18 protein-coding genes are annotated in these 18,275 nt (G+C 56.7%); 9 read left to right on the top strand and 9 right to left on the bottom strand.

Features of this window, described 5'->3' with window-relative positions; translation table 11 throughout:
- The first annotated feature begins 63 nt into the window (after window positions 1-63).
- Window positions 64-936 (top strand): DUF3800 domain-containing protein, encoded by an 873-nt coding sequence (locus KMP13_RS00090; RefSeq protein WP_215263409.1) that lies wholly within the window; start codon window positions 64-66, stop codon window positions 934-936.
- A 411-nt stretch (window positions 937-1,347) separates the two neighbouring features.
- Here the strand turns inward: KMP13_RS00090 and KMP13_RS00085 are convergent, their stop codons facing one another.
- Window positions 1,348-2,250: a fructose bisphosphate aldolase gene (locus tag KMP13_RS00085; protein ID WP_215263408.1), complete on the bottom strand. Its 903-nt coding sequence runs from the start codon at window positions 2,248-2,250 to the stop codon at window positions 1,348-1,350.
- A gap of 230 nt (window positions 2,251-2,480) precedes the next feature.
- On the opposite strand from KMP13_RS00085, the gene KMP13_RS00080 reads away from it, so the two are divergent.
- Together KMP13_RS00080 and KMP13_RS00075 are read left to right on the top strand one after the other, a co-directional pair.
- Window positions 2,481-3,599, top strand: a complete 1,119-nt coding sequence (locus tag KMP13_RS00080; protein WP_215263407.1) for a pyridoxal phosphate-dependent aminotransferase — start codon at window positions 2,481-2,483, stop codon at window positions 3,597-3,599.
- A 114-nt stretch (window positions 3,600-3,713) separates the two neighbouring features.
- Window positions 3,714-3,914 (top strand): histidinol phosphate aminotransferase, encoded by a 201-nt coding sequence (locus KMP13_RS00075; protein ID WP_251363609.1) that lies wholly within the window; start codon window positions 3,714-3,716, stop codon window positions 3,912-3,914.
- 298 nt (window positions 3,915-4,212) lie between these two features.
- Here the strand turns inward: KMP13_RS00075 and KMP13_RS00070 are convergent, their stop codons facing one another.
- The gene (locus KMP13_RS00070) at window positions 4,213-5,424 is read right to left on the bottom strand and encodes a pyridoxal-phosphate-dependent aminotransferase family protein (RefSeq protein ID WP_215263405.1); all 1,212 of its coding nucleotides are present in this window, start codon (window positions 5,422-5,424) and stop codon (window positions 4,213-4,215) included.
- 300 nt (window positions 5,425-5,724) lie between these two features.
- On the opposite strand from KMP13_RS00070, the gene KMP13_RS00065 reads away from it, so the two are divergent.
- Complete coding sequence (locus tag KMP13_RS00065; RefSeq protein WP_435370320.1) at window positions 5,725-7,548, top strand: ABC transporter ATP-binding protein; 1,824 nt, start codon at window positions 5,725-5,727, stop codon at window positions 7,546-7,548.
- A gap of 39 nt (window positions 7,549-7,587) precedes the next feature.
- Here KMP13_RS00065 and KMP13_RS00060 read toward each other — a convergent pair whose 3' ends face one another.
- Window positions 7,588-8,268, bottom strand: coding sequence for a TIGR04283 family arsenosugar biosynthesis glycosyltransferase (locus tag KMP13_RS00060; RefSeq protein ID WP_215263403.1), 681 nt, complete (start codon window positions 8,266-8,268; stop codon window positions 7,588-7,590).
- Window positions 8,269-8,369: 101 nt separating this feature from the next.
- On the opposite strand from KMP13_RS00060, the gene KMP13_RS00055 reads away from it, so the two are divergent.
- Window positions 8,370-9,110, top strand: coding sequence for a YgfZ/GcvT domain-containing protein (locus KMP13_RS00055; protein WP_215263402.1), 741 nt, complete (start codon window positions 8,370-8,372; stop codon window positions 9,108-9,110).
- Window positions 9,111-9,173: 63 nt separating this feature from the next.
- Entirely contained in the window at window positions 9,174-9,761 is a 588-nt protein-coding gene (locus KMP13_RS00050; protein WP_215263401.1) for a hypothetical protein, read from the top strand.
- Between the two features lie 43 nt (window positions 9,762-9,804).
- On the opposite strand, the gene KMP13_RS00045 is transcribed toward KMP13_RS00050, so the two are convergent.
- Window positions 9,805-10,272: a YybH family protein gene (locus tag KMP13_RS00045; protein WP_215263400.1), complete on the bottom strand. Its 468-nt coding sequence runs from the start codon at window positions 10,270-10,272 to the stop codon at window positions 9,805-9,807.
- A gap of 505 nt (window positions 10,273-10,777) precedes the next feature.
- Window positions 10,778-11,389, bottom strand: a complete 612-nt coding sequence (locus tag KMP13_RS00040) for a LysE family translocator (RefSeq protein ID WP_215263399.1) — start codon at window positions 11,387-11,389, stop codon at window positions 10,778-10,780.
- A gap of 142 nt (window positions 11,390-11,531) precedes the next feature.
- On the opposite strand from KMP13_RS00040, the gene KMP13_RS00035 reads away from it, so the two are divergent.
- Entirely contained in the window at window positions 11,532-11,963 is a 432-nt protein-coding gene (locus tag KMP13_RS00035; protein ID WP_215263398.1) for an Lrp/AsnC family transcriptional regulator, read from the top strand.
- Between the two features lie 78 nt (window positions 11,964-12,041).
- On the opposite strand, the gene adh is transcribed toward KMP13_RS00035, so the two are convergent.
- The 3 genes from adh to efp all read right to left on the bottom strand — a co-directional run bounded on the left by adh (window position 12,042) and on the right by efp (window position 15,489).
- On the bottom strand, window positions 12,042-13,562 hold the full coding sequence (adh, locus tag KMP13_RS00030; RefSeq protein ID WP_215263397.1) for an aldehyde dehydrogenase: 1,521 nt from the start codon (window positions 13,560-13,562) through the stop codon (window positions 12,042-12,044).
- A 176-nt stretch (window positions 13,563-13,738) separates the two neighbouring features.
- Entirely contained in the window at window positions 13,739-14,713 is a 975-nt protein-coding gene (locus KMP13_RS00025; RefSeq protein WP_215263396.1) for a GAF domain-containing protein, read from the bottom strand.
- A gap of 212 nt (window positions 14,714-14,925) precedes the next feature.
- Complete coding sequence (gene efp, locus KMP13_RS00020; protein WP_215263395.1) at window positions 14,926-15,489, bottom strand: elongation factor P; 564 nt, start codon at window positions 15,487-15,489, stop codon at window positions 14,926-14,928.
- A gap of 237 nt (window positions 15,490-15,726) precedes the next feature.
- Here efp and KMP13_RS00015 point away from each other — a divergent pair, with 237 nt between their 5' ends.
- Window positions 15,727-16,041, top strand: coding sequence for a DUF6280 family protein (locus tag KMP13_RS00015; RefSeq protein WP_153548236.1), 315 nt, complete (start codon window positions 15,727-15,729; stop codon window positions 16,039-16,041).
- An 88-nt stretch (window positions 16,042-16,129) separates the two neighbouring features.
- On the opposite strand, the gene KMP13_RS00010 is transcribed toward KMP13_RS00015, so the two are convergent.
- On the bottom strand, window positions 16,130-16,702 hold the full coding sequence (locus KMP13_RS00010; protein ID WP_215263394.1) for a cobalamin biosynthesis protein CobQ: 573 nt from the start codon (window positions 16,700-16,702) through the stop codon (window positions 16,130-16,132).
- A gap of 84 nt (window positions 16,703-16,786) precedes the next feature.
- On the opposite strand from KMP13_RS00010, the gene KMP13_RS00005 reads away from it, so the two are divergent.
- On the top strand, window positions 16,787-18,229 hold the full coding sequence (locus KMP13_RS00005; protein WP_215263423.1) for a cobyric acid synthase: 1,443 nt from the start codon (window positions 16,787-16,789) through the stop codon (window positions 18,227-18,229).
- The last annotated feature ends 46 nt before the right edge of the window (window positions 18,230-18,275 follow it).

Here is an 18,275-nt window from a genome sequence, read left to right as displayed (position 1 = left end):
GCGACATTGCAGAATCGTTTTCAACCAGACAGAGTATTTTTCTTATTAGGCAAGTACGAAGTTATGAATTCATACAAGTATATCTTATACATTGATGAGGCTGGAGACGATGGACTTACGAAAGTTCGGCCAATTGACCCCAACGGTGCGAGCGAATGGCTCCTTCTCTCCGGTTACCTTATCCGCGCGGAACACGAAAAATCTTGTCGCTTATGGCTTGATAACATTTCCGCAGACATCCAAAGCCAGTCGAATGTGATTCACTTTCGCAAACTTAGTCCCACAAAGGGAACACGTGCAGCTGAACTTCTAGCTAAATATCCGGCGAGAGCATTCATTATAGCGTCGAACAAGAAAAACATGCGCGGGCATGAAAACGAAAGAGCTGCACAAGCTGGCGGGAAGCAATGGTTTTATAACTGGTTAGTGCGCATTCTACTGGAAAGAGTTACAGAATTTTGCCTGCAAGACTGCTCAGAAATGCCCACCGAAGACGACAAAATAAAAGTCCTATTCAGTAAAAGAGGCGGTCACTCCTACGGTCAAACGAAAGCTTATTTGGAGTGGTTAAGGCTGCAAAGCAATCCCGTTCTCAACAAGCGGAAAATAGACTTCAGGTTTCTAAGCTATAAACTGGTGGATTATGTGCCTCACTATCAAGAGGCAGGCCTTCAGTGTTCCGACATCGTTGCTAGTGCCTTTTTCAGGGCGCTCAATACTGAAAACAAAAGGCGTAATATAGATTCGGCGAAAAGGTTGTCTCCAATCATGGCCAGAAATGCGTTCAATGAAATTTCGGATTTTGGTTTAGTACTTCAACCTACCAACCCGAAGGACCTCACACTAAGTAAAGAACAGGCCGAAATCTTTTTGCACTACGGTTTTTCCGAAAGAGCAACAGCGCAGAATCGGGGCCGTTTTGACCAGAAGCGATAGCTCAATATCCTATGTGTCGAGCGTCCGCTGGCCCGCCTGTCATCTATAGTTCAAGGCAGCGGTTACCAAGCGATCCTGCCATTAGACGATAACATGCTGGTGCAAAATGTGAATCCTAAAAAGTTTCACTTGGGAATTTCATGTATTTTCTGTTCGGTTTTTGCACCGCACGCCCCCTCTTGACACCATAGAGTGTACACCACCCCAATAAAGAGTATCAACCCTCCTGACCCATTGTTTCGCGTGCGAAACATTTGGCGGTGAAACCCCTATCTTTCCTAACGGATCTTAATCTTTCTCCCCCCATCACCCAACGCACGTCCGACAAAAAACGCCCCCTCGCATCATCTGCAAGGGGGCGTTCGTACGTCCGGAGTTTGGCCAGGATCTGTCCCGGCCTGCGGCGTCGTTTTACAGCGACGCGGCGTAGATTTTGGAGATATTCGCGCCCAGCGCCGCGTTATATTCCTCATCCGACATCGCAACATTCAACCCTTCGGTCAGCGCACGGCTGAAGGAGGCGATCATCTTGGAGTTCTTGGACAGGCGTTCGCACGCGTCCTCGGTGGAATAGCCGCCCGACAGTGCCACAACCCGCACAACCGCCGGATGGTCCGCCAGCTCATCATAGATGCCAGCTTCATTCGGGATGGTCAGTTTCAGCGTGACTTTGGTGCCTTCGTCCAGCGCGTTCAGCTGGGACAGGATCTCACCTTTCAACAACACTTCCGCCTCACCTTTGGTGGGAGAGTTGATGTCCACTTCCGGCTCGATGATCGGGCACAGGCCAGCCGCGACAATCTGTTTACCCACGTCGAACTGCTGCGCCACAACGGCTTTGATGCCCTCAACATTGGCTTCTTTAACGACCGAGCGCATCTTGGTGCCGAAAATCCCAGCCTCAACCGCGCGCGACAAAAGCGCGTCCAGTTCCGGCATCGGCTTCATCACCTGCACGCCGTTTTCCTCATCCGCCAGACCTTTGTCGACCTTCAGGAAGGGCACAACACCGCAATCTTCCCACAGGTAGGTCGCCGTAGGTTTGCCTTCGATCGCGCCATCCATGGTTTTTTCAAACAGAATCGCGCCCAGGATTTTCTCCTGATCGAACGAGGTCGCGGTGATGATGCGGCTGCGCATCTTGTGAATTTCACCGAACATTTCGTCGTCGTTGGAGTAGGCGTCTTCTTCAACACCATAGAGCTTCAACGCCTTTGGAGTGGACCCGCCGGATTGATCCAGCGCGGCAATGAATCCTTGGCCGGTTGCAATGCGTTCAAACTGTGCTTGTTGAATGGAACCGTCTTTAACCATAACGTGTAACTCTCCGAAGTATGGTAGTTTCGCCCCGTCTATACCCTGAAACGCCGCGCTCTCAACGCATGCTTGCGCTAACATTGGAAAAGAAATTTCGTTTCGGCGCGTCCTCGCTGGCATCCGCACCACCGTGCCGCACTTACAGGCGATTGATACACCGAAGCTGCGCGCATCAGGCGAAGTTTGTCCGGTTGCCAACGTGCCGTCTGCGGGGGTAAATCTGGGTTATGAAAACGCCACGTTACACCCCGTTGATCCAATCCCTGCCCGCAACCGTGCCTTTTGTGGGGCCCGAGCAAGCAGAACGTGAACGCGGCGCGCCATATGCGGCGCGGCTAGGGGCGAATGAGAACGGCTTTGGCCCAGTTCCCGCCGCACTGAAGGCAATGCATTCCGCCGTGGCGGACGCGTGGAAATATGGCGACTCAACCAGTTTGGAACTGCGTTCAGCATTGGCAGCCCAGCATAATTGTTCCAACTACCATATCCTAATTGGCGAAGGAATTGATGGTTTGTTGGGTTTGCTCGTGCGGCTGTTGATAGGTCAAGGCGATAAGGTCGTGACGTCTTCTGGCGCTTATCCGACCTTCAATTACCACGTGGTGGGCTGCGGAGGCGCGCTGATCACGGTGCCATATGTGAACGACCATGAAGATCCTGCCAGCCTGTTCGCCAAAGCGGCCGAAGTGGATGCGAAGCTGGTCTATCTGGCCAATCCGGACAATCCCATGGGCAGTTGGCACATGGGGGCCGATATCGTTGCCGCGCTGGATCTTCTGCCCGATGGATGCCTCTTGGTGCTGGACGAGGCCTATGTGGAATGCGCGCCGGACGGCACCGCTGCCCCGGTCGATTGTGATGATCCACGCGTGATCCGGATGCGTACCTTCTCCAAAGCCTACGGTATGGCCGGGTTGCGGATTGGATATGCGTTGGCCCACCCGGATCTGATCCGCGCCTTTGACAAGATACGCAACCATTTCGGCGTGAACAGACTGGCGCAGGTAGCAGCTTTGGCCGCAGTCCATGACCACAACGGTCTGGCGGAACGTTTGACACAGATCACTACTGCCCGAGAGAGGATTGCACAGATCGCGCGGAACAACGGTCTTGAGCCGCTGCCCTCTGCCTGTAATTTTGTTACCATCGACAGTGGCGCAGATGGCAATTTTGCCCGCCGGGTTCTGGCCAATCTAGTTGCGCGCGGTTGTTTCGTCCGCATGCCCTTTGTGGCCCCCCAAGACCGCTGCATCCGCATTTCCTGTGGTCCTGCAGAGGAGCTCGACGTCTTCAAAACCGCGCTCCCCCTCGCCCTAGATCAAGCACGACACGCCTCCTCGCAATAGCCTCGTTTCCACTGGATCTGACGCCGTCCCGCCCTAACTGATGTTAGGGGGGCATTTTCACTATTATTTAGGAGATAAGCCCTATTGTAACGGGATCGTATGGAGGCTTGTTCAATGCAAAGACGCGAAGACCAACCCGACTACCAATCCGCCCTTTATGTATTTCTGGGCGTCAGCCTTGTGTGGCTATTCATGATCATCTGGGCCTTGTTTGGCATGGGCCCCGTGGTGATTATTGCCTTGCTGCTGAACCATCTGATCACCCGCCTAGGCGTTGTCTTGGACGGTCAGGTCATTTCCGAAGAACAATTCTAAGCAGGATTGCCCTTGGCCTAACACTCCGTGCAATCTGCGGCTTGGGGGCATTCTCTTGCTGGACTGGTCTATTGATGTGGTTTGCACACTGACTTGTGCTGTCTGACCAGCGATCTCTTGCGGCAATGACCGGATTGGCTACGCAGAAACCCACCTTGGTGAAGGTCACTCATGTGCCACTTGGCGGCCGCGCCCCTTTGACAAAAGGGGCGCCCGGCCCAACGCCGTTTGGGACAGGGCTGGCATCGCCAGCCCGCCCACGGGGGCGGGAGCGCCTCGACCCGTGCCCTAATCCACTTTACGTATTTTGCGCCAACACCCGCGCTGCGGCCTCCACCGCGCCGGAGCCATGGGCAATGCCGCAAGCGGTCAGACCCGTCTCAACCCCGCCCAACAGTCCCAGGATCATATGGCCGTTTACATGTCCCATATGACCAAAGCGGAAATGGGCGTCCCATTCTGGATCCCCCCATGGCGTGGCACGCAGGCCAATGCCCAGTGTCAGGCCCAGATGTGTTTCGCACCATTTGCGCAACCGGGTGCCGTCAGGCGCCTCCAGCGACAACGCAGTTACCGCATGGGACCGTAACGCGGGATCCGCCACATCCAATTTCAGCGGACCACCCTGCCCCCAGGCCTCAGCCGCGGCCCAAATGGCGCGCGCCAGGATCTCATGGCGCTTCCAGACGTTTTCGACCCCCTCGTCGTGGATCATATCCAGCGCCGCCCTCAGACCATAAAGCTGCTGCACGGGTGCAGTGCCGCAGAAATACTGATAGAAGACATCCGGATTGCTGCGCGCGCTCCAATCCCAATAGGGGCTGACGCGCTCTTGGGCGCAACGCCGCTCGGTTGCTTTTTCATTAAAAAACACAAACCCCAAACCAGGCGGCATCATCAGCCCTTTTTGGCTGGCTGTGATGGCGACATCCACGCCCCATGCGTCCATCTCAAAAGTCTCGCACCCCATAGAGGCAATGCAATCCATCATCAACAACGCCGGGTGGGCGAGCTCATCCAAAAGGGCCCGCAGCGCGGGCACATCGTTGCGGATCGACCCGGAAGTGTCCACATGCACTGCCAGCAAGGCTTTGATGTCATGCGGTTCATCCGCAACAAGGGCCGCACGCAGACCGTCCATGTCCCAGGGCGTCGCCATGCCGCTGTCCACCACATCCACCACGCGGCCAAGCTTGCGCGCGGTCTCCGCCCAACCGGCAGAAAAGCGACCGTTGCCAGCGACCAGCACTTGGTCGCCAACCGATGTGACATTCTCCAGCGAGGCCTCCCACAGGCCATGACCGTTGCTGATGTAGATCGCCACATTCTGATCGGTGCGCGCAACGCGTTTAAGGTCCTGCGCGATGGTCGGCACCATATCCACCAATGGGCCTTCGTAGATATTGGAAGAATGATGATGCATCGCGCGCAACACTTGGTCCGGCACAACGGAAGGGCCTGGAATGGCCAAATAGGGCATACCTGCCGCCAAAGAGATAATGTCTGTCATGGATCTAAACCTGAATCAAAGAGCACGGGGATCCCGGTGCCACATGTCGTGGACCGACCGTAGCCGGGCGACCTATGGCGTCAATCGCGAAATACAGTGACGTCGCGAAGTCACGACAGCAACTGCCACCTTGCTCGAAATTGCGGCGCAACACTCTGGGTCGCGATAGTGGGGCAAAGCTTGCACATGGTCGATGACCTGCTTAAATGGCTCAACTCCTGTGGATCACGCTCGAGCACGCAGACAATAAGAAGGCCGCGCCTTGATATGAGTACCCCCCCTAAATCTTCACGCGAACTGATGAGTTGGCTATGGAGTGGCTATTTACGTCACTACATGGGGTGGCTTGGCATCGCCTTCATCTTCATGCTGATCGAAGGCTCAACCGTGGGCGGTCTTGCCTATATGATGCAACCGATGTTCGACCACGTGTTTGTGGCGGGCAATGCGGATGCGCTGATCTGGGTGAGCCTCGCATTTTTTGTCATCTTCTCGGTCCGAGGGATCACCAGCGTCTGCCAAAAAGTGCTGTTGGCGCGGATCTCATTGGTTTCCGGTGCACATTTGCGCAAGGAGATGCTGGCACGGATCATTCGGCAGGATCCATCGTTTCACCAAGTCAATCCGCCCGGCTTTCTGATCCAACGGGTTCAAGGAGACGTGGGCGCGATCAACCAGGTCTGGCAAGCAGTGATCACTGGCGCAGGGCGCGATGTCACGCAATTGATGGCGACGATGTATGTCGCGCTTATGGTCGACTGGCGTTGGACTTTGATCATGCTAGTCGGACTTCCCATGCTGCTGTTGCCTTTGTCGTGGGTGCAGCGGTATGTGCGCAAAAAAGCGGCCCGGGCGCGAGATCTGGGGGCATCGCTTTCGACCCGTCTGGATGAAATTTTCCACGGCATGGTTCCGATCAAGCTGAACAATTTGGAACAATATCAAGAAGACCGCTACGAGCACCATATGGACGACTTGGTGCGTCAGGAATTAAAAGCGAACCTCGGTACATCTTCCCTCACCTGTATGATCGACATGATGGCGGGACTCGGCGTCATGGGCGTTGTTCTCTACGGCGGCCACCAAATCATCGGTGGCGAAAAGTCGGTTGGTGAGTTTATGAGCTTTTTCACCGCAATTGGCCTGACCTTTGACCCGATGCGCCGTCTTGCCGCTGTCAGCGGCGTTTGGCAGTCAGCCGCCGCCGCCATCGAGCGGTTGAAGGAGCTGATGGACGCGCCAATTAAGGTCACCTCGCCCGCAAATCCCGTGCCTGCCCCGACCGGTTTACCAGAATTGAAGTTGGAGAACATCTCGCTCAGCTACGGCAGCTCGCCTGTGCTCAAAAACCTGTCGATGCTGGCTGAACCGGGAAAAACCACTGCATTGGTTGGGGCATCTGGGGCCGGAAAATCCACCATCTTTAATGTGGTCACCCGTTTGATCGACCCTCAGGAAGGGCAGGCTACTGTGGGTGGTGTCCCCGTAAATAAGATGTCGCTGGACGACCTGCGCGGCCTCTTCTCGGTTGTGACACAAGAGGCGTTGTTGTTTGACGAAACCCTGCGCGAAAACATCCTGTTGGGACGCACTGATGTCAGTGACGAACAGTTGAAAGAGGTGCTGGACGCCGCCCATGTATCTGACTTCCTGCCGAAATTGGCCAATGGGCTCGACACATTGGTGGGTCCGCGCGGTTCTGCCTTGTCGGGAGGCCAACGTCAGCGGGTGGTAATTGCCCGCGCCTTGTTGCGAAACACGCCGGTTCTGTTGTTGGATGAGGCCACATCCGCGCTGGATGCGCAGTCGGAAAAGGTTGTGCAGGCCGCTTTGGACAAGCTATCGGGCGGGCGCACAACAATTGTGATTGCGCACCGTTTGTCGACCATTCGCGCGGCAGACAAGATCATCGTGATGGATCGCGGTGAGATCGCCGATCAGGGCACTCACGAAGAGCTGCTGGAGCGCGGCGGGATCTATGCGGATCTCTATCGTTTACAGTTCAAGGACGGCAAAACCCTGGTGGACCCAGAGGGTGTTGCCGCGCAATTGCCGCAGGACACCGCATCAAACATGCCGGAAACCGGGTGGTTGCGCCGACTGGCGCGTAAGTTCATTCGGTAGTTGTAAATTTGGTCGGTGCGAGGAAAAGCGCCGGCCGCACTAGCGCCGGTAGGCCGCCGCCAATTTTTCGGGATCGGCCCCCATCGCGTAACGCATCAACGTCCACAGGTTACGGGTGCCCCGGCGCAGCCAACCGTCGCGTCGATAGCGTTCGGCGCTGGTCAGCGCATAAGCCGGCAGGGTGCGCATATCTGGTAGGCGGCGTGCGATTTCGACGTCCTCCATCAAGGGCTGATCGGGATAGCCACCCTTGGCGGTATAAAGCCCGGCAGGCACCAACAGCCCCTGATCGCCATACGGCAGCCCCAGAACCGCCGAGCGCAGATTGGCCCAGCCGGCCACCGCAGCCGGGCGTAGCCCACGGGTTGAGAATGCGAGTTTAAAATGGGCCGGTCGTTGGGAAAACTCTCTGATATGTTCGTTGACCACATTGCTCCACCCGTCTTCCAACACCGTGTCCGCATGTAGGATCAGCAGCCAGTCCCCTTTGGCCGCACGGCAGCCGCGACGCAATTGCCCCCCGCGGGAGGCAGGGCCTGTGATGATTTCCGCACCGGCTTCTTCGGCAATCAGCAGGGTATAATCGGTTGAACCACCATCGGTGACAATCAGCTCGCGGATCAGCCCGGCGGCCAACCCTTCCATCAACATCTCAAGGCTCGCCTGCATATGCGGCGCGGCGTTAAGAGTAGGGATCACAACACTGATCGGGGCTGTCATCGGTTTAATCCTGTTTATTTCTCGCAGCATTCCTATATCACAGCCAGAGAGAAAAGCACGCCCCGCCGCAAGGCCCCAGCAATCATGACACGAGGCCCAAATTGACAGCCCGCATTATCTTCCGTCTGAGCGGCGCCGACACGCGCCCATTTTTGCAGAACCTTGTCACCAACAATGTAGATCAAATTGATCAAGGTTTGGTTTACACCGCTTTGTTGACACCACAGGGCAAATATTTGGCGGATTTCTTTCTGCTGGCGGATGGCAATGATATTCTGTTGGATGCCGAAGGCGGACAGGCCGCAGCACTGGCGCAGCGGCTGAACATGTACCGGTTACGGGCGAACGTGACGCTGGAAGAGACGGAATTGCAGGTCAAACGCGGCACGGGTGCCCCACCTGCTGGCGCTTTGCTGGATCCCCGAAACGGCGCTCTTGGCTGGCGGTTGTACGGGGCAGACAGCGGCGATGACGGCAGCGGCTGGGACGCGATCCGCGTCGCCCATTGCATCCCTGAAACCGGCATCGAACTGACCGGTGACAGCTATATTCTGGAAGCCGGGTTCGAGACCTTAACCGGGGTCGATTTCCGCAAGGGCTGTTATGTCGGCCAAGAAGTCACCGCCCGGATGAAGCATAAAACAACCCTGAAAAAGGGGCTACAGGTCGTGGAGATCGACGGCGCCGCGCCTGTAGGAAGCGACATTGTCGCCAACGGAAAACCCGTCGGCACCTTGTTTACACAGGCTGGGGGCAAGGCGATCGCATACCTGCGGTATGATCGCGCCAAAGGCGATATGCAGGCCGGGGACGCCGTTGTACGCTGGACGCCGTCTGCATAACCTGTTGTTCATGCCCTGCTGATAAGCCAATTCTGAGCACGTCGTTGAGGATTGGAACACACGATGGCATTGAACATTTTTCGACTGCCGACCCTCGGCCTGTTGGTCCCTATCCTGTCTATGGGTGCGGTGGAAGCTGAGGAATGGTTTTGGACCTATGGCGACTGGACCGTCCATGTCGATGCCTTTGATACCGGCGAAGACTGGCGCACAACATGTGCGGCATGGACCGGCGGTGACGGCGATCCAACCCTGCGGATTGAAACCTCAAACGGCGACGCGGGCCCACCGGATGATTATCCACGTGTCACACTGCGTGAAAGTGCCCCGCGCGGCTACAACACCCAGATGCAAAACGGCCAGGCAATCACGCTGATTATTGACCAAGAGCTCGACTACTACGCATTGGTGGATGCGTATTACGACGAAGACGGCATCATACAGGCCGAAGCCCAGGTGCGTTGGCAAGATGCAGCCTATATCCTGCTGGGAATGAAATCTGGAACCCAGATGGATATGCGCCTGATGTCACCGATCAAAGTGAGCGAACGCATTTACCTTGCATCGCTGAGCGGGTTCACAGCAGCCTACGGGAAGATGATGGACAGCTGTGGTCATCCAATTGATGTGGAAAAGCCGGCCTTGCGCTAAAATGACAAAGGGCCGCGCAGATTGCCCGGCCCTTGATCCAAGCTTAGTTCAACAAGTGCCCGCCATGCGGATTGTCGATGACCATTTTCCAGCTGCCATCGGCTTGCCTGTTCAGAACGGCAATCGAAAGACCAGATTGCTGGATCTCTTGTCCGTCTGGCGTTTTGGCGGTCATCACCCAAGGTGCGATATGCACGGCCGTGTCGCCGTTCACGATGACCTCATGACCTTTGTTGTAGTCAAAGACAGGATTAATCGCGGCCATCCCGGTGAACATCTGCTCCAACACTGCGCGATCTGAAACCGGCGTAGCTGGTTCAAACAACACGGTGGCTTTGCTTTCGTAGCTGTTCATGACGGTGTCGATGTCACCCGACTGGAAGCTACCCGTCATCGTTTGAATGGCGGCAAGCACGTCTTTTTCATCTTTTGTCGCACCATGATCTTCTGCGGCCAAATTATGCGGGATAATCACCGCAAGCGCGATGATCCATGCAAATACATGTTTCATTGGATATTCCTATGCTGGAGTTAAAGTTGGCTGTTTCTAACTGCGGGGATTCACTCAGGTGAAAACTTTGGCGGCGTGGTCCATGCGCGGGGTAAATGGGCCCGTCACATGTTGTCGTTTTGCTGTCGTGAGATTTGCTTGCATACGTCAGGCACGTTGTTCGGCATGTGTGAATACAAACGAGTGCGGTCGAGACTTGTACCTTCGAAAGCGCACCGAGCAGCCTTTTGTGACAACGCGTCTGAACACCACCACGCAACTTTGCCTGCGCAGCATTATAATCGCCCTCCTGCGCGGGTGCGATGGTCGCGCGCCCGAGGCGTGTGATGTCTGTGGGTGTGCTCTTTGCGTCTGTCATAATAAATAAGACAAACCGGGCACCCAGAGTGTGACAGAAAAAGTGAAAATTTCCTGAATAAAGTCGGGCAAGCGCACAGCGCACATCTGGCATGTCTCGGCGCGGGGTGTGGTTTTAGATGTATCACCAAACGCCTAGCATAGGACGTCACAGCAGCAATTTGATCGCGAATCCAATAAGGAGCAGACCAGAAAGCTGACGAAACCTTGTGAATCTTACCGGCGTCATGAACCAGTTTCGCAGGATGTGAGCCAACGCTGAATAGGTGCTGAGCGAGAGGATGGACAGGCCGCAATAGGTGACGATCAGGATGCTTGTTTGCAGCGCCATGCCGCGCGCTGGTTCCAGAACCTGTGGAAACAGCGCCATGTAAAATAGCAGCGCCTTCGGGTTTGCAACCGCCAACAGGAAGGCCTCCCGAAACAATGTGTAGGGTTTCACGACCTCATCGTTGGCCGCTTCGAGCAACAACACGTCGGTCTTGAAGATCAAACGAAGTCCAAGCCAAGCCAGATAGGCGGCCCCCAGCCAATTGAAGACCGTCCAAAGTACCGTTGAAGACATCACAAAGGACGCAATGCCAAAGGCGCAGACCGCTCCGCCCACCGCAAGGCCAAGCGCGTTTCCAAAGATTGTCGGCACAACCCGCTTGCCCCCCAGCTGAATGGCGCGGCGCGCCGTGTTGAGATTGGCGGGACCAGGCGTGACGATGTTCACCGCTGATATGGTGGCAAAAAACATCCAAAGCGCAAAATTCATGCTGTTTCCTGTAATTGGTGACCAACGGGCGGCAGCATAATGACCTATGGGCTCGAAGACCCTTCATTAAGGAAGGTCGATCATGGACTTACCTGCCATTTAGGAGGCAAAAGGACTTAGATTCCTTTTATTGGAAAACGCTATGGATGATCTGGATCGAACGATATTGATCGCTTTGACGCGTGATGCGCGTATGAGCTGGAAAGACCTTTCAGCCGAGGCTGGTGTTTCACCGCCGACCATTCGCGACAGGGTCAAGCGGCTGGAAGACACGGGTGTCATCCAGAATTTTGCCGTTGAACTCTCACCTGCGGCATTGGGCTATTCGCTGGAAGCGGTGGTTCGGTTTCGCCCTCTTCCCGGTAAACGTCACATTCTGGAAAAGCAGATCAAAGACACGGACCGGATCGTTCAATGTGATAAGGTGACCGGCGAAGATGGCTTTGTCGCCCGATTGCTGTTGCGCAACATTGGCGAGTTGGACCCGTTGCTTGAAACCTTTGGACGTATGGCAACCACGAACACCTCGATTGTGAAATCATGCCCTGTGCGCATGCGCCCACCGCCGTTTTAGATCGAGCGTCTACTTCAGAGTAAAATGAGCCAAGGCGTCGCTGCCCCGGCTCTGATCTGTCACAGAACGTCTTGAACCTTAGAAAAAGCCCAGTTTGTTCGGGTTGTAGCTGACCAGCATGTTCTTGGTCTGCTGATAATGGTCCAGCATCATCTTGTGGTTTTCACGACCGATACCGGATTGTTTGTAGCCACCAAAGGCCGCGTGGGCTGGATAGGCGTGGTAGTTGTTGACCCAAACACGGCCAGCTTCAATCCCACGACCAAAACGGAAGCAGCGGTTGGCATCGCGAGACCAGACACCGGCGCCAAGGCCATAAAGCGTGTCGTTGGCGATTTCCAAAGCTTCTTCATCGGTTTTGAAGGTACAGACCGACACAACCGGGCCAAAGATCTCTTCTTGGAAGACCCGCATCTTGTTGTGGCCTTTCAGGACGGTCGGCTGGATATAGTAGCCATCTTTGATGTCACCATCAAACCGTGCGGCTGCGCCACCGGCCAGAACCTCGGCCCCTTCTTCGACACCGATCTGCAGGTACGACAGGATTTTGTCCTGCTGTTCCTTGCTGGCCTGCGCCCCGACCATGGTCTCCATCAGGCGTGGATCGCCTTGATTGATGGCCTTCACTCGTTCAATTGCGCGGGCAATAAACTCTTCATAGATGTCTTCGTGGATCAAAGCCCGGCTTGGCGACGTGCAGACTTCGCCCTGGTTGAAGGCAAACAGCACAAATCCTTCGATCGCTTTGTCTAGGAACGCATCATCTTCGGCCATTACGTCCTTGAAGAAGATGTTTGGCGACTTGCCGCCCAGTTCCAATGTCACCGGGATCAAGTTCTCGGTCGCGGCTTTCATGATGATTTTACCGGTCTGAGTAGAGCCGGTGAAGGCGATCTTGGCAATCCGGTCAGAGGTGGCAAGGGCCGCGCCCACTTCGGCACCATAGCCGTTGACGATGTTCAACACGCCATCGGGCAGCAAGTCGCCCACCAGCCCCATCATCACCATGATCGCAGCCGGGGTCTGTTCGGCCGGTTTCAGCACAACACAGTTGCCCGCCGCCAGCGCCGGTGCCAGTTTCCAGGCCGCCATCAGGATCGAGAAGTTCCACGGGATGATCTGCGCGACAACGCCCAAAGGCTCGTGGAAGTGATAGGCGACGGTGTCATTGTCGATCTCGGACATGGTGCCTTCCTGGCCGCGCAGAACGCCTGCGAAGTAGCGGAAGTGGTCAATGGCCAGCGGGATGTCTGCAAGGGTTGTCTCGCGGATCGGCTTGCCGTTGTCCCAAGTCTCAGCCTTGGCCAGGATGTCGAGGTTTTCCTCCATCCGGTCGGCGATCTTTAGGATGATATTGGCGCGTTCCGCGGGGGCCGTGGTGCCCCAGGCGGTCTTGGTTGCATGGGCCGCATCAAGCGCCAGCGCGACGTCCTTCTCATCGGAACGGGCGATCTGGCCCACAACACCACCGGTGATCGGGGTGATATTGTCGAAGTAACGGCCAGACACCGGCGGGACGAATTTGCCACCTATGTAGTTGTCGTAGCGTTCTTTGAAGGGCGAGGTGAATTCGCCGGCGACCTGAGTCATCTCGTTCATGATGTTTTCCTCCATCTGTGCGGCTCCCCCGCCGCATCTGTGTGAGGAACGATGACTCCAAGTTTGGCGCATGTCATCTGAGACCAAGGGAGTATATGCACGCCCTGTCTCAGCGCTGAGACAGTTTTGCGTATACAGCCGCATACCGGATTTGAGAGGCCAAGCCGGCGTCCGGATCACTCAGCGCTTTCGCCAATCCCGAGCCGTTTCATGCGCCGATAGAGCGTCGCACGGCCGACCCCAAGGGCGCGTGCGGCCTGAGAGACATTGCCATCGGCGCGCGCCAGGGCCCGCATCACAGCCGCGCGTTCGCCGCGTTCAAAGCCGGTGGCCTCGTTGTCGTGGCGCCCCAAAAGGTCAGAGGCAGGACGCAGCTCAATCGGGCCCATTGCGGCCAGGCCGAATTTACGCCGTGCACCGCGTGTGGCTCCGATCACGATATCATCGCTGTTGACGGCCAGCAATTTGACCAGCGGTCCCTCTTCGGCGTCGGCCAGGACAAAGCGCGCCTTGGGGAAAGCGGCGCGAAAGGCCTCAGCCTCAATCTGGCGGGCGGTTTGCAGAACGGAAGCCGCAATCAACTGGTTGATCCCCTCGGTCTGATTCACACGGGCAGAGGAGACGTCCAGCGCGCCGATGATCTGCCCGTCGGCACCAAAGATCGGCGCGTCGATGCAGCTCATCCCGGCGTTGCGGGCAAAGAAATGTTCGTGGCGGTGCACGATCAAGGCGCGTTCTTCGGTCAGACAGGTGCCAATGCCATTGGTGCCTTCGGCCTGTTCGCTCCAATTGGCGCCTTCCCACAGGCCCCAGGCGCGAAAGGCATGGGCGTCGCCGTCGCTGCAACGCTGTTCCAGCACCACGCCTTCTGCATCGGTCAGCAAAACGCTGCAGCCCGATTGACCCACCAGACGATAAAGCTGATCCAATTGCGGCGCGGCAATGGCACGAAACCGGTCTGCGGCGCTGCGACGGTGGCGCAGCTCGCCGGTATCAATCCGGTCCGCACGTTTCAGTTCAGCCGGGTCCAGCCCGTGACGTTCGATCGAGCGCCGCCACGACGCGATGACCCGCGATTTGGCTGCGCCCATTGGCGACCCTGCCGCCTTTAACACGCGCTTGGCATGTTCCGATTGTGCTGACACTCCCATGTTCACTCCCCCTCCCCAGGTAGGATGAGATGCAACCTAAAGGAAAAGATGTGCAGAAATAAAGATGTTCTGTTGTTAATCAGTGCGAGGCAATTTTGCACAAATTTTTCGCAAGTCGTGGCAGGGGGCTGAAAACATACGACAAAGCCCCGCAAACTGACGTTGCGGGGCCCCAACTACGATTTTGGTCGCAGATGCAAATTACGCAAGCGTTACGCGCGCTCGGAGTATTCCATGCTGTCGGTGTTGATCACGATCATCTCATCCTGACCCACAAACGGTGGCACCATGACTTTGACGCCATTGTCCAGAATCGCAGGTTTGAAAGAGTTCGCAGCCGTCTGGCCTTTGACCACCGGCTCGGTCTCGACGATCTTGCAGGTGACTTTCTGTGGCACGGTCGCGTTCAGCGCCTCTGCCTCGTGGAACTCCACGACGATGGTCATACCGTCCTGAAGGAAGGGACGACGGTCACCCAGAAGCTCTGCGGGCAGTTCGATCTGCTCGTAGGTTTCGGTATCCATAAAGACCAGCATTCCGTCCGTTTCATACAGAAATTGTTGATCTTTTTGCTCCAAACGTACCCGTTCAACCTTGTCAGCAGACCGGAAACGTTCATTGAGTTTTGACCCGTTACGCAGGTTTCGCATTTCCACCTGTGCAAAGGCGCCGCCTTTGCCTGGTTTCACATGATCGACCTTAACCGCGGCCCACAGGCCTCCGTTATGTTCCAGCACGTTGCCGGGGCGAATTTCATTGCCGTTGATCTTGGGCATGGGAAATGCCTTTCGAGAGGTTGTTGAACAGTTAAAAGCCCCTATATCGACCTACAGAGAAGCTGGCAAGAAAACGATCAAGGCACAGGGGTGACAATTCGGGTCCAAAACAAGCCATGTAAAAAATGCATGGGAGGTATGCAAATATATCCTACCCGAATCGTCACAAAATCGCCATAAGGGGCGCCACGCCGAAAAAACAGAAATTGCAATAGCAAGAACAAAAAAGGAAGCGAGATGCGAGATTTCGTGGACGGCACTGCTTACAACAATGAGCAAGGCAACCGCGCCCGTAAACTGTTTGCAGCCGTCGTATTGGCTGCATTGGACGATGCAATTGCGGACGACAAAAAATATGGCAACGGTCCAGAGCAGATTGCCCGTTGGGCACGTTCGCGCGATGGGCGCGAAGTTCTGACCTGTGCCGGCATTGACCCGAACGAACGGGTTGTATCAGGCTTGATGGAATTTGTAGGCCGTGGTGTACGGACCTCTGTCGCGCTGTCGCGCGAAGAAAGCGAGCGCCGCAACGCTCAGGCGGAAGCCGCATAAGCGTTTCTACTTTCAAACGCTGCCAAAAAGAAAAACGCGTCCGGTGGGGGCGCGTTTTTCTTTTTTCCTGGACAGAGTTTCTGCCGCGCTAGCCTGAGAAGATCATGAACATGAGGCTGGAGGTTGCAACCTCCATCAAAGCCAGGACCGAAAACAGCGCCCGCCCCGGCCAGCTGCGCCCGCGCCACAGCACCACAAAACAGATCAGAGAGGCCGCCAGCAGGATCGGCTCCAGCAAGTGGGCGTGATGACGGTGGTCCCAATAGCTGATCGGGGAATGAAACACCCAGTCGCTGAGCGGCCAGAAATTCGGCCGCCCGTCGCCCGCATGCATCGTGAAGTCCAACCCGATATGCAAGAGAGCGGCACAGCACAGGGCAATCGCCCAGCCCTTGCGCAGCCACAGCGCCGCCGCCAGCGCTAGCCCCCAAAGCGGGATGGAATTGTCGATGGCAAAGACCTGTTGCCAGGCCGGGGAAAAATACAACTGATCAAACACCACATGGACCGACACGCCCTGGACATAGACTGACCAGGCCGTCATCAGATAGAGCGACAGATCCGGCAGCAGGCTGCCAACGACTGCGGCTGCAAGGATCGCTCTGTCGCCTTTGCGCCCGAACAGGGCGGCGCCGGTCAACAGATGTGCGGGTGTGTTCATATCATCTCCGATAGGTTTTAAGGTCGCTGGGTGGAATCACCCGCGACGGCAAAGAGTTAGGGACACTACGTGGCACGCGCGATTATGTTGCAAGGCACCGGCAGCAATGTTGGCAAATCTTTGATCGTTGCGGGATTGGCGCGCGCCTTTGTGCGACGGGGGCTGCGGGTGGCACCGTTTAAGCCGCAAAACATGTCCAACAACGCCGCTGTCACCCCCGGTGGAGGGGAGATCGGCCGCGCACAGGCGCTACAGGCTCTGGCCGCGCGTATCGCGCCGCATACGGATATGAACCCGATCTTGTTGAAGCCCGAGACAGACACGGGCGCGCAGGTCATCGTACAAGGCAAGCGGCGCGGCACCCGTGCGGCTGGGTCGTTTATGCGTGACAAATCGGGCCTGCTTGAGGCCGCGCTTGAAAGCTTTCATCGGCTGGCCAGCACTGTCGATCTGGTGTTGATCGAAGGTGCCGGCAGCCCGGCCGAGACCAACCTGCGCAAGGGCGACATTGCCAATATGGGCTTTGCCCAGGCCGCAAATGTGCCGGTGATCCTGATGGGTGATATTCACCGTGGCGGTGTGATTGCGCAGATCGTCGGCACCCAGGCCGTTCTGGACCCGGCGGATCAGGACAAGATCGTGGGCTTTGCCGTCAATCGCTTTCGCGGCGACCTCAGCCTGTTTGACGCAGGACGCGATGATATTGCCGCGCGCACCGGCTGGCCGTCGCTGGGGGTGATCCCCTGGTTTTGGGATGCGTGGAAGTTTCCGGCAGAGGACAGCATGGATGTCACCTCCCGCCGTGGCGGTGCCTTCAAGGTCGCGGTGCCCCAGCTGGAGCGTATGGCGAATTTCGACGATCTGGATCCGCTCGCGGCGGAACCCAATGTGACGGTCGAGATGGTGCCCCCTGGACGCGCCCTGCCCGGTGATGCGGATCTGATCCTGATCCCCGGCAGCAAATCCACGTTGGGCGATCTGGCCTATTTGCGCGCACAGGGCTGGGACATCGACATATTGGCCCACCACCGACGCGGAGGTCACGTTCTGGGGCTCTGTGGCGGCTATCAGATGCTTGGGCGCTGGATTGATGACCCGGACGGCGTCGATGGCACGCCTGGCCGCGCAGAGGGGCTGGGGTTGCTTGATGTCGAAACGGTTATGGCCGGGGATAAACGGGTGACGCTGACCCAGGCGACGACACAGGGCGGCAACCTGCCGGTTGATGGGTATGAGATCCACATGGGGCGAACAACCGGCGTGGATAGCGAGCGCGCTTGGCTGGATGTGGATGGGCGCGCGGAAGGGGCCGCCAGTGCCAATGGCCGCGTGCGCGGGACCTATTTGCATGGGCTGTTTGCCAGTGATGCCTTCCGCGCCGGTTTCTTGAGCGAACTCGGTGTCGATAGCCAGCTGTCCTATGACAGGGACGTTGACACGGCGCTGGATGCATTGGCTGACCACCTGGAAAGACATATGGACCTGGATCAAATCCTAGCCGTGTCCGGCCCCATCAACGCCAAGTAATCACTGTTCAGAGACCATCAAACCGGTAGCACTCCCGCGCCCAACT

This window comes from Epibacterium ulvae, assembly GCF_018678075.1.
Lineage (GTDB): Bacteria > Pseudomonadota > Alphaproteobacteria > Rhodobacterales > Rhodobacteraceae > Epibacterium > Epibacterium ulvae_A.
Note: the sequence above shows the minus strand (reverse complement) of the source record. Positions and strands in the feature narration are given on the sequence as shown.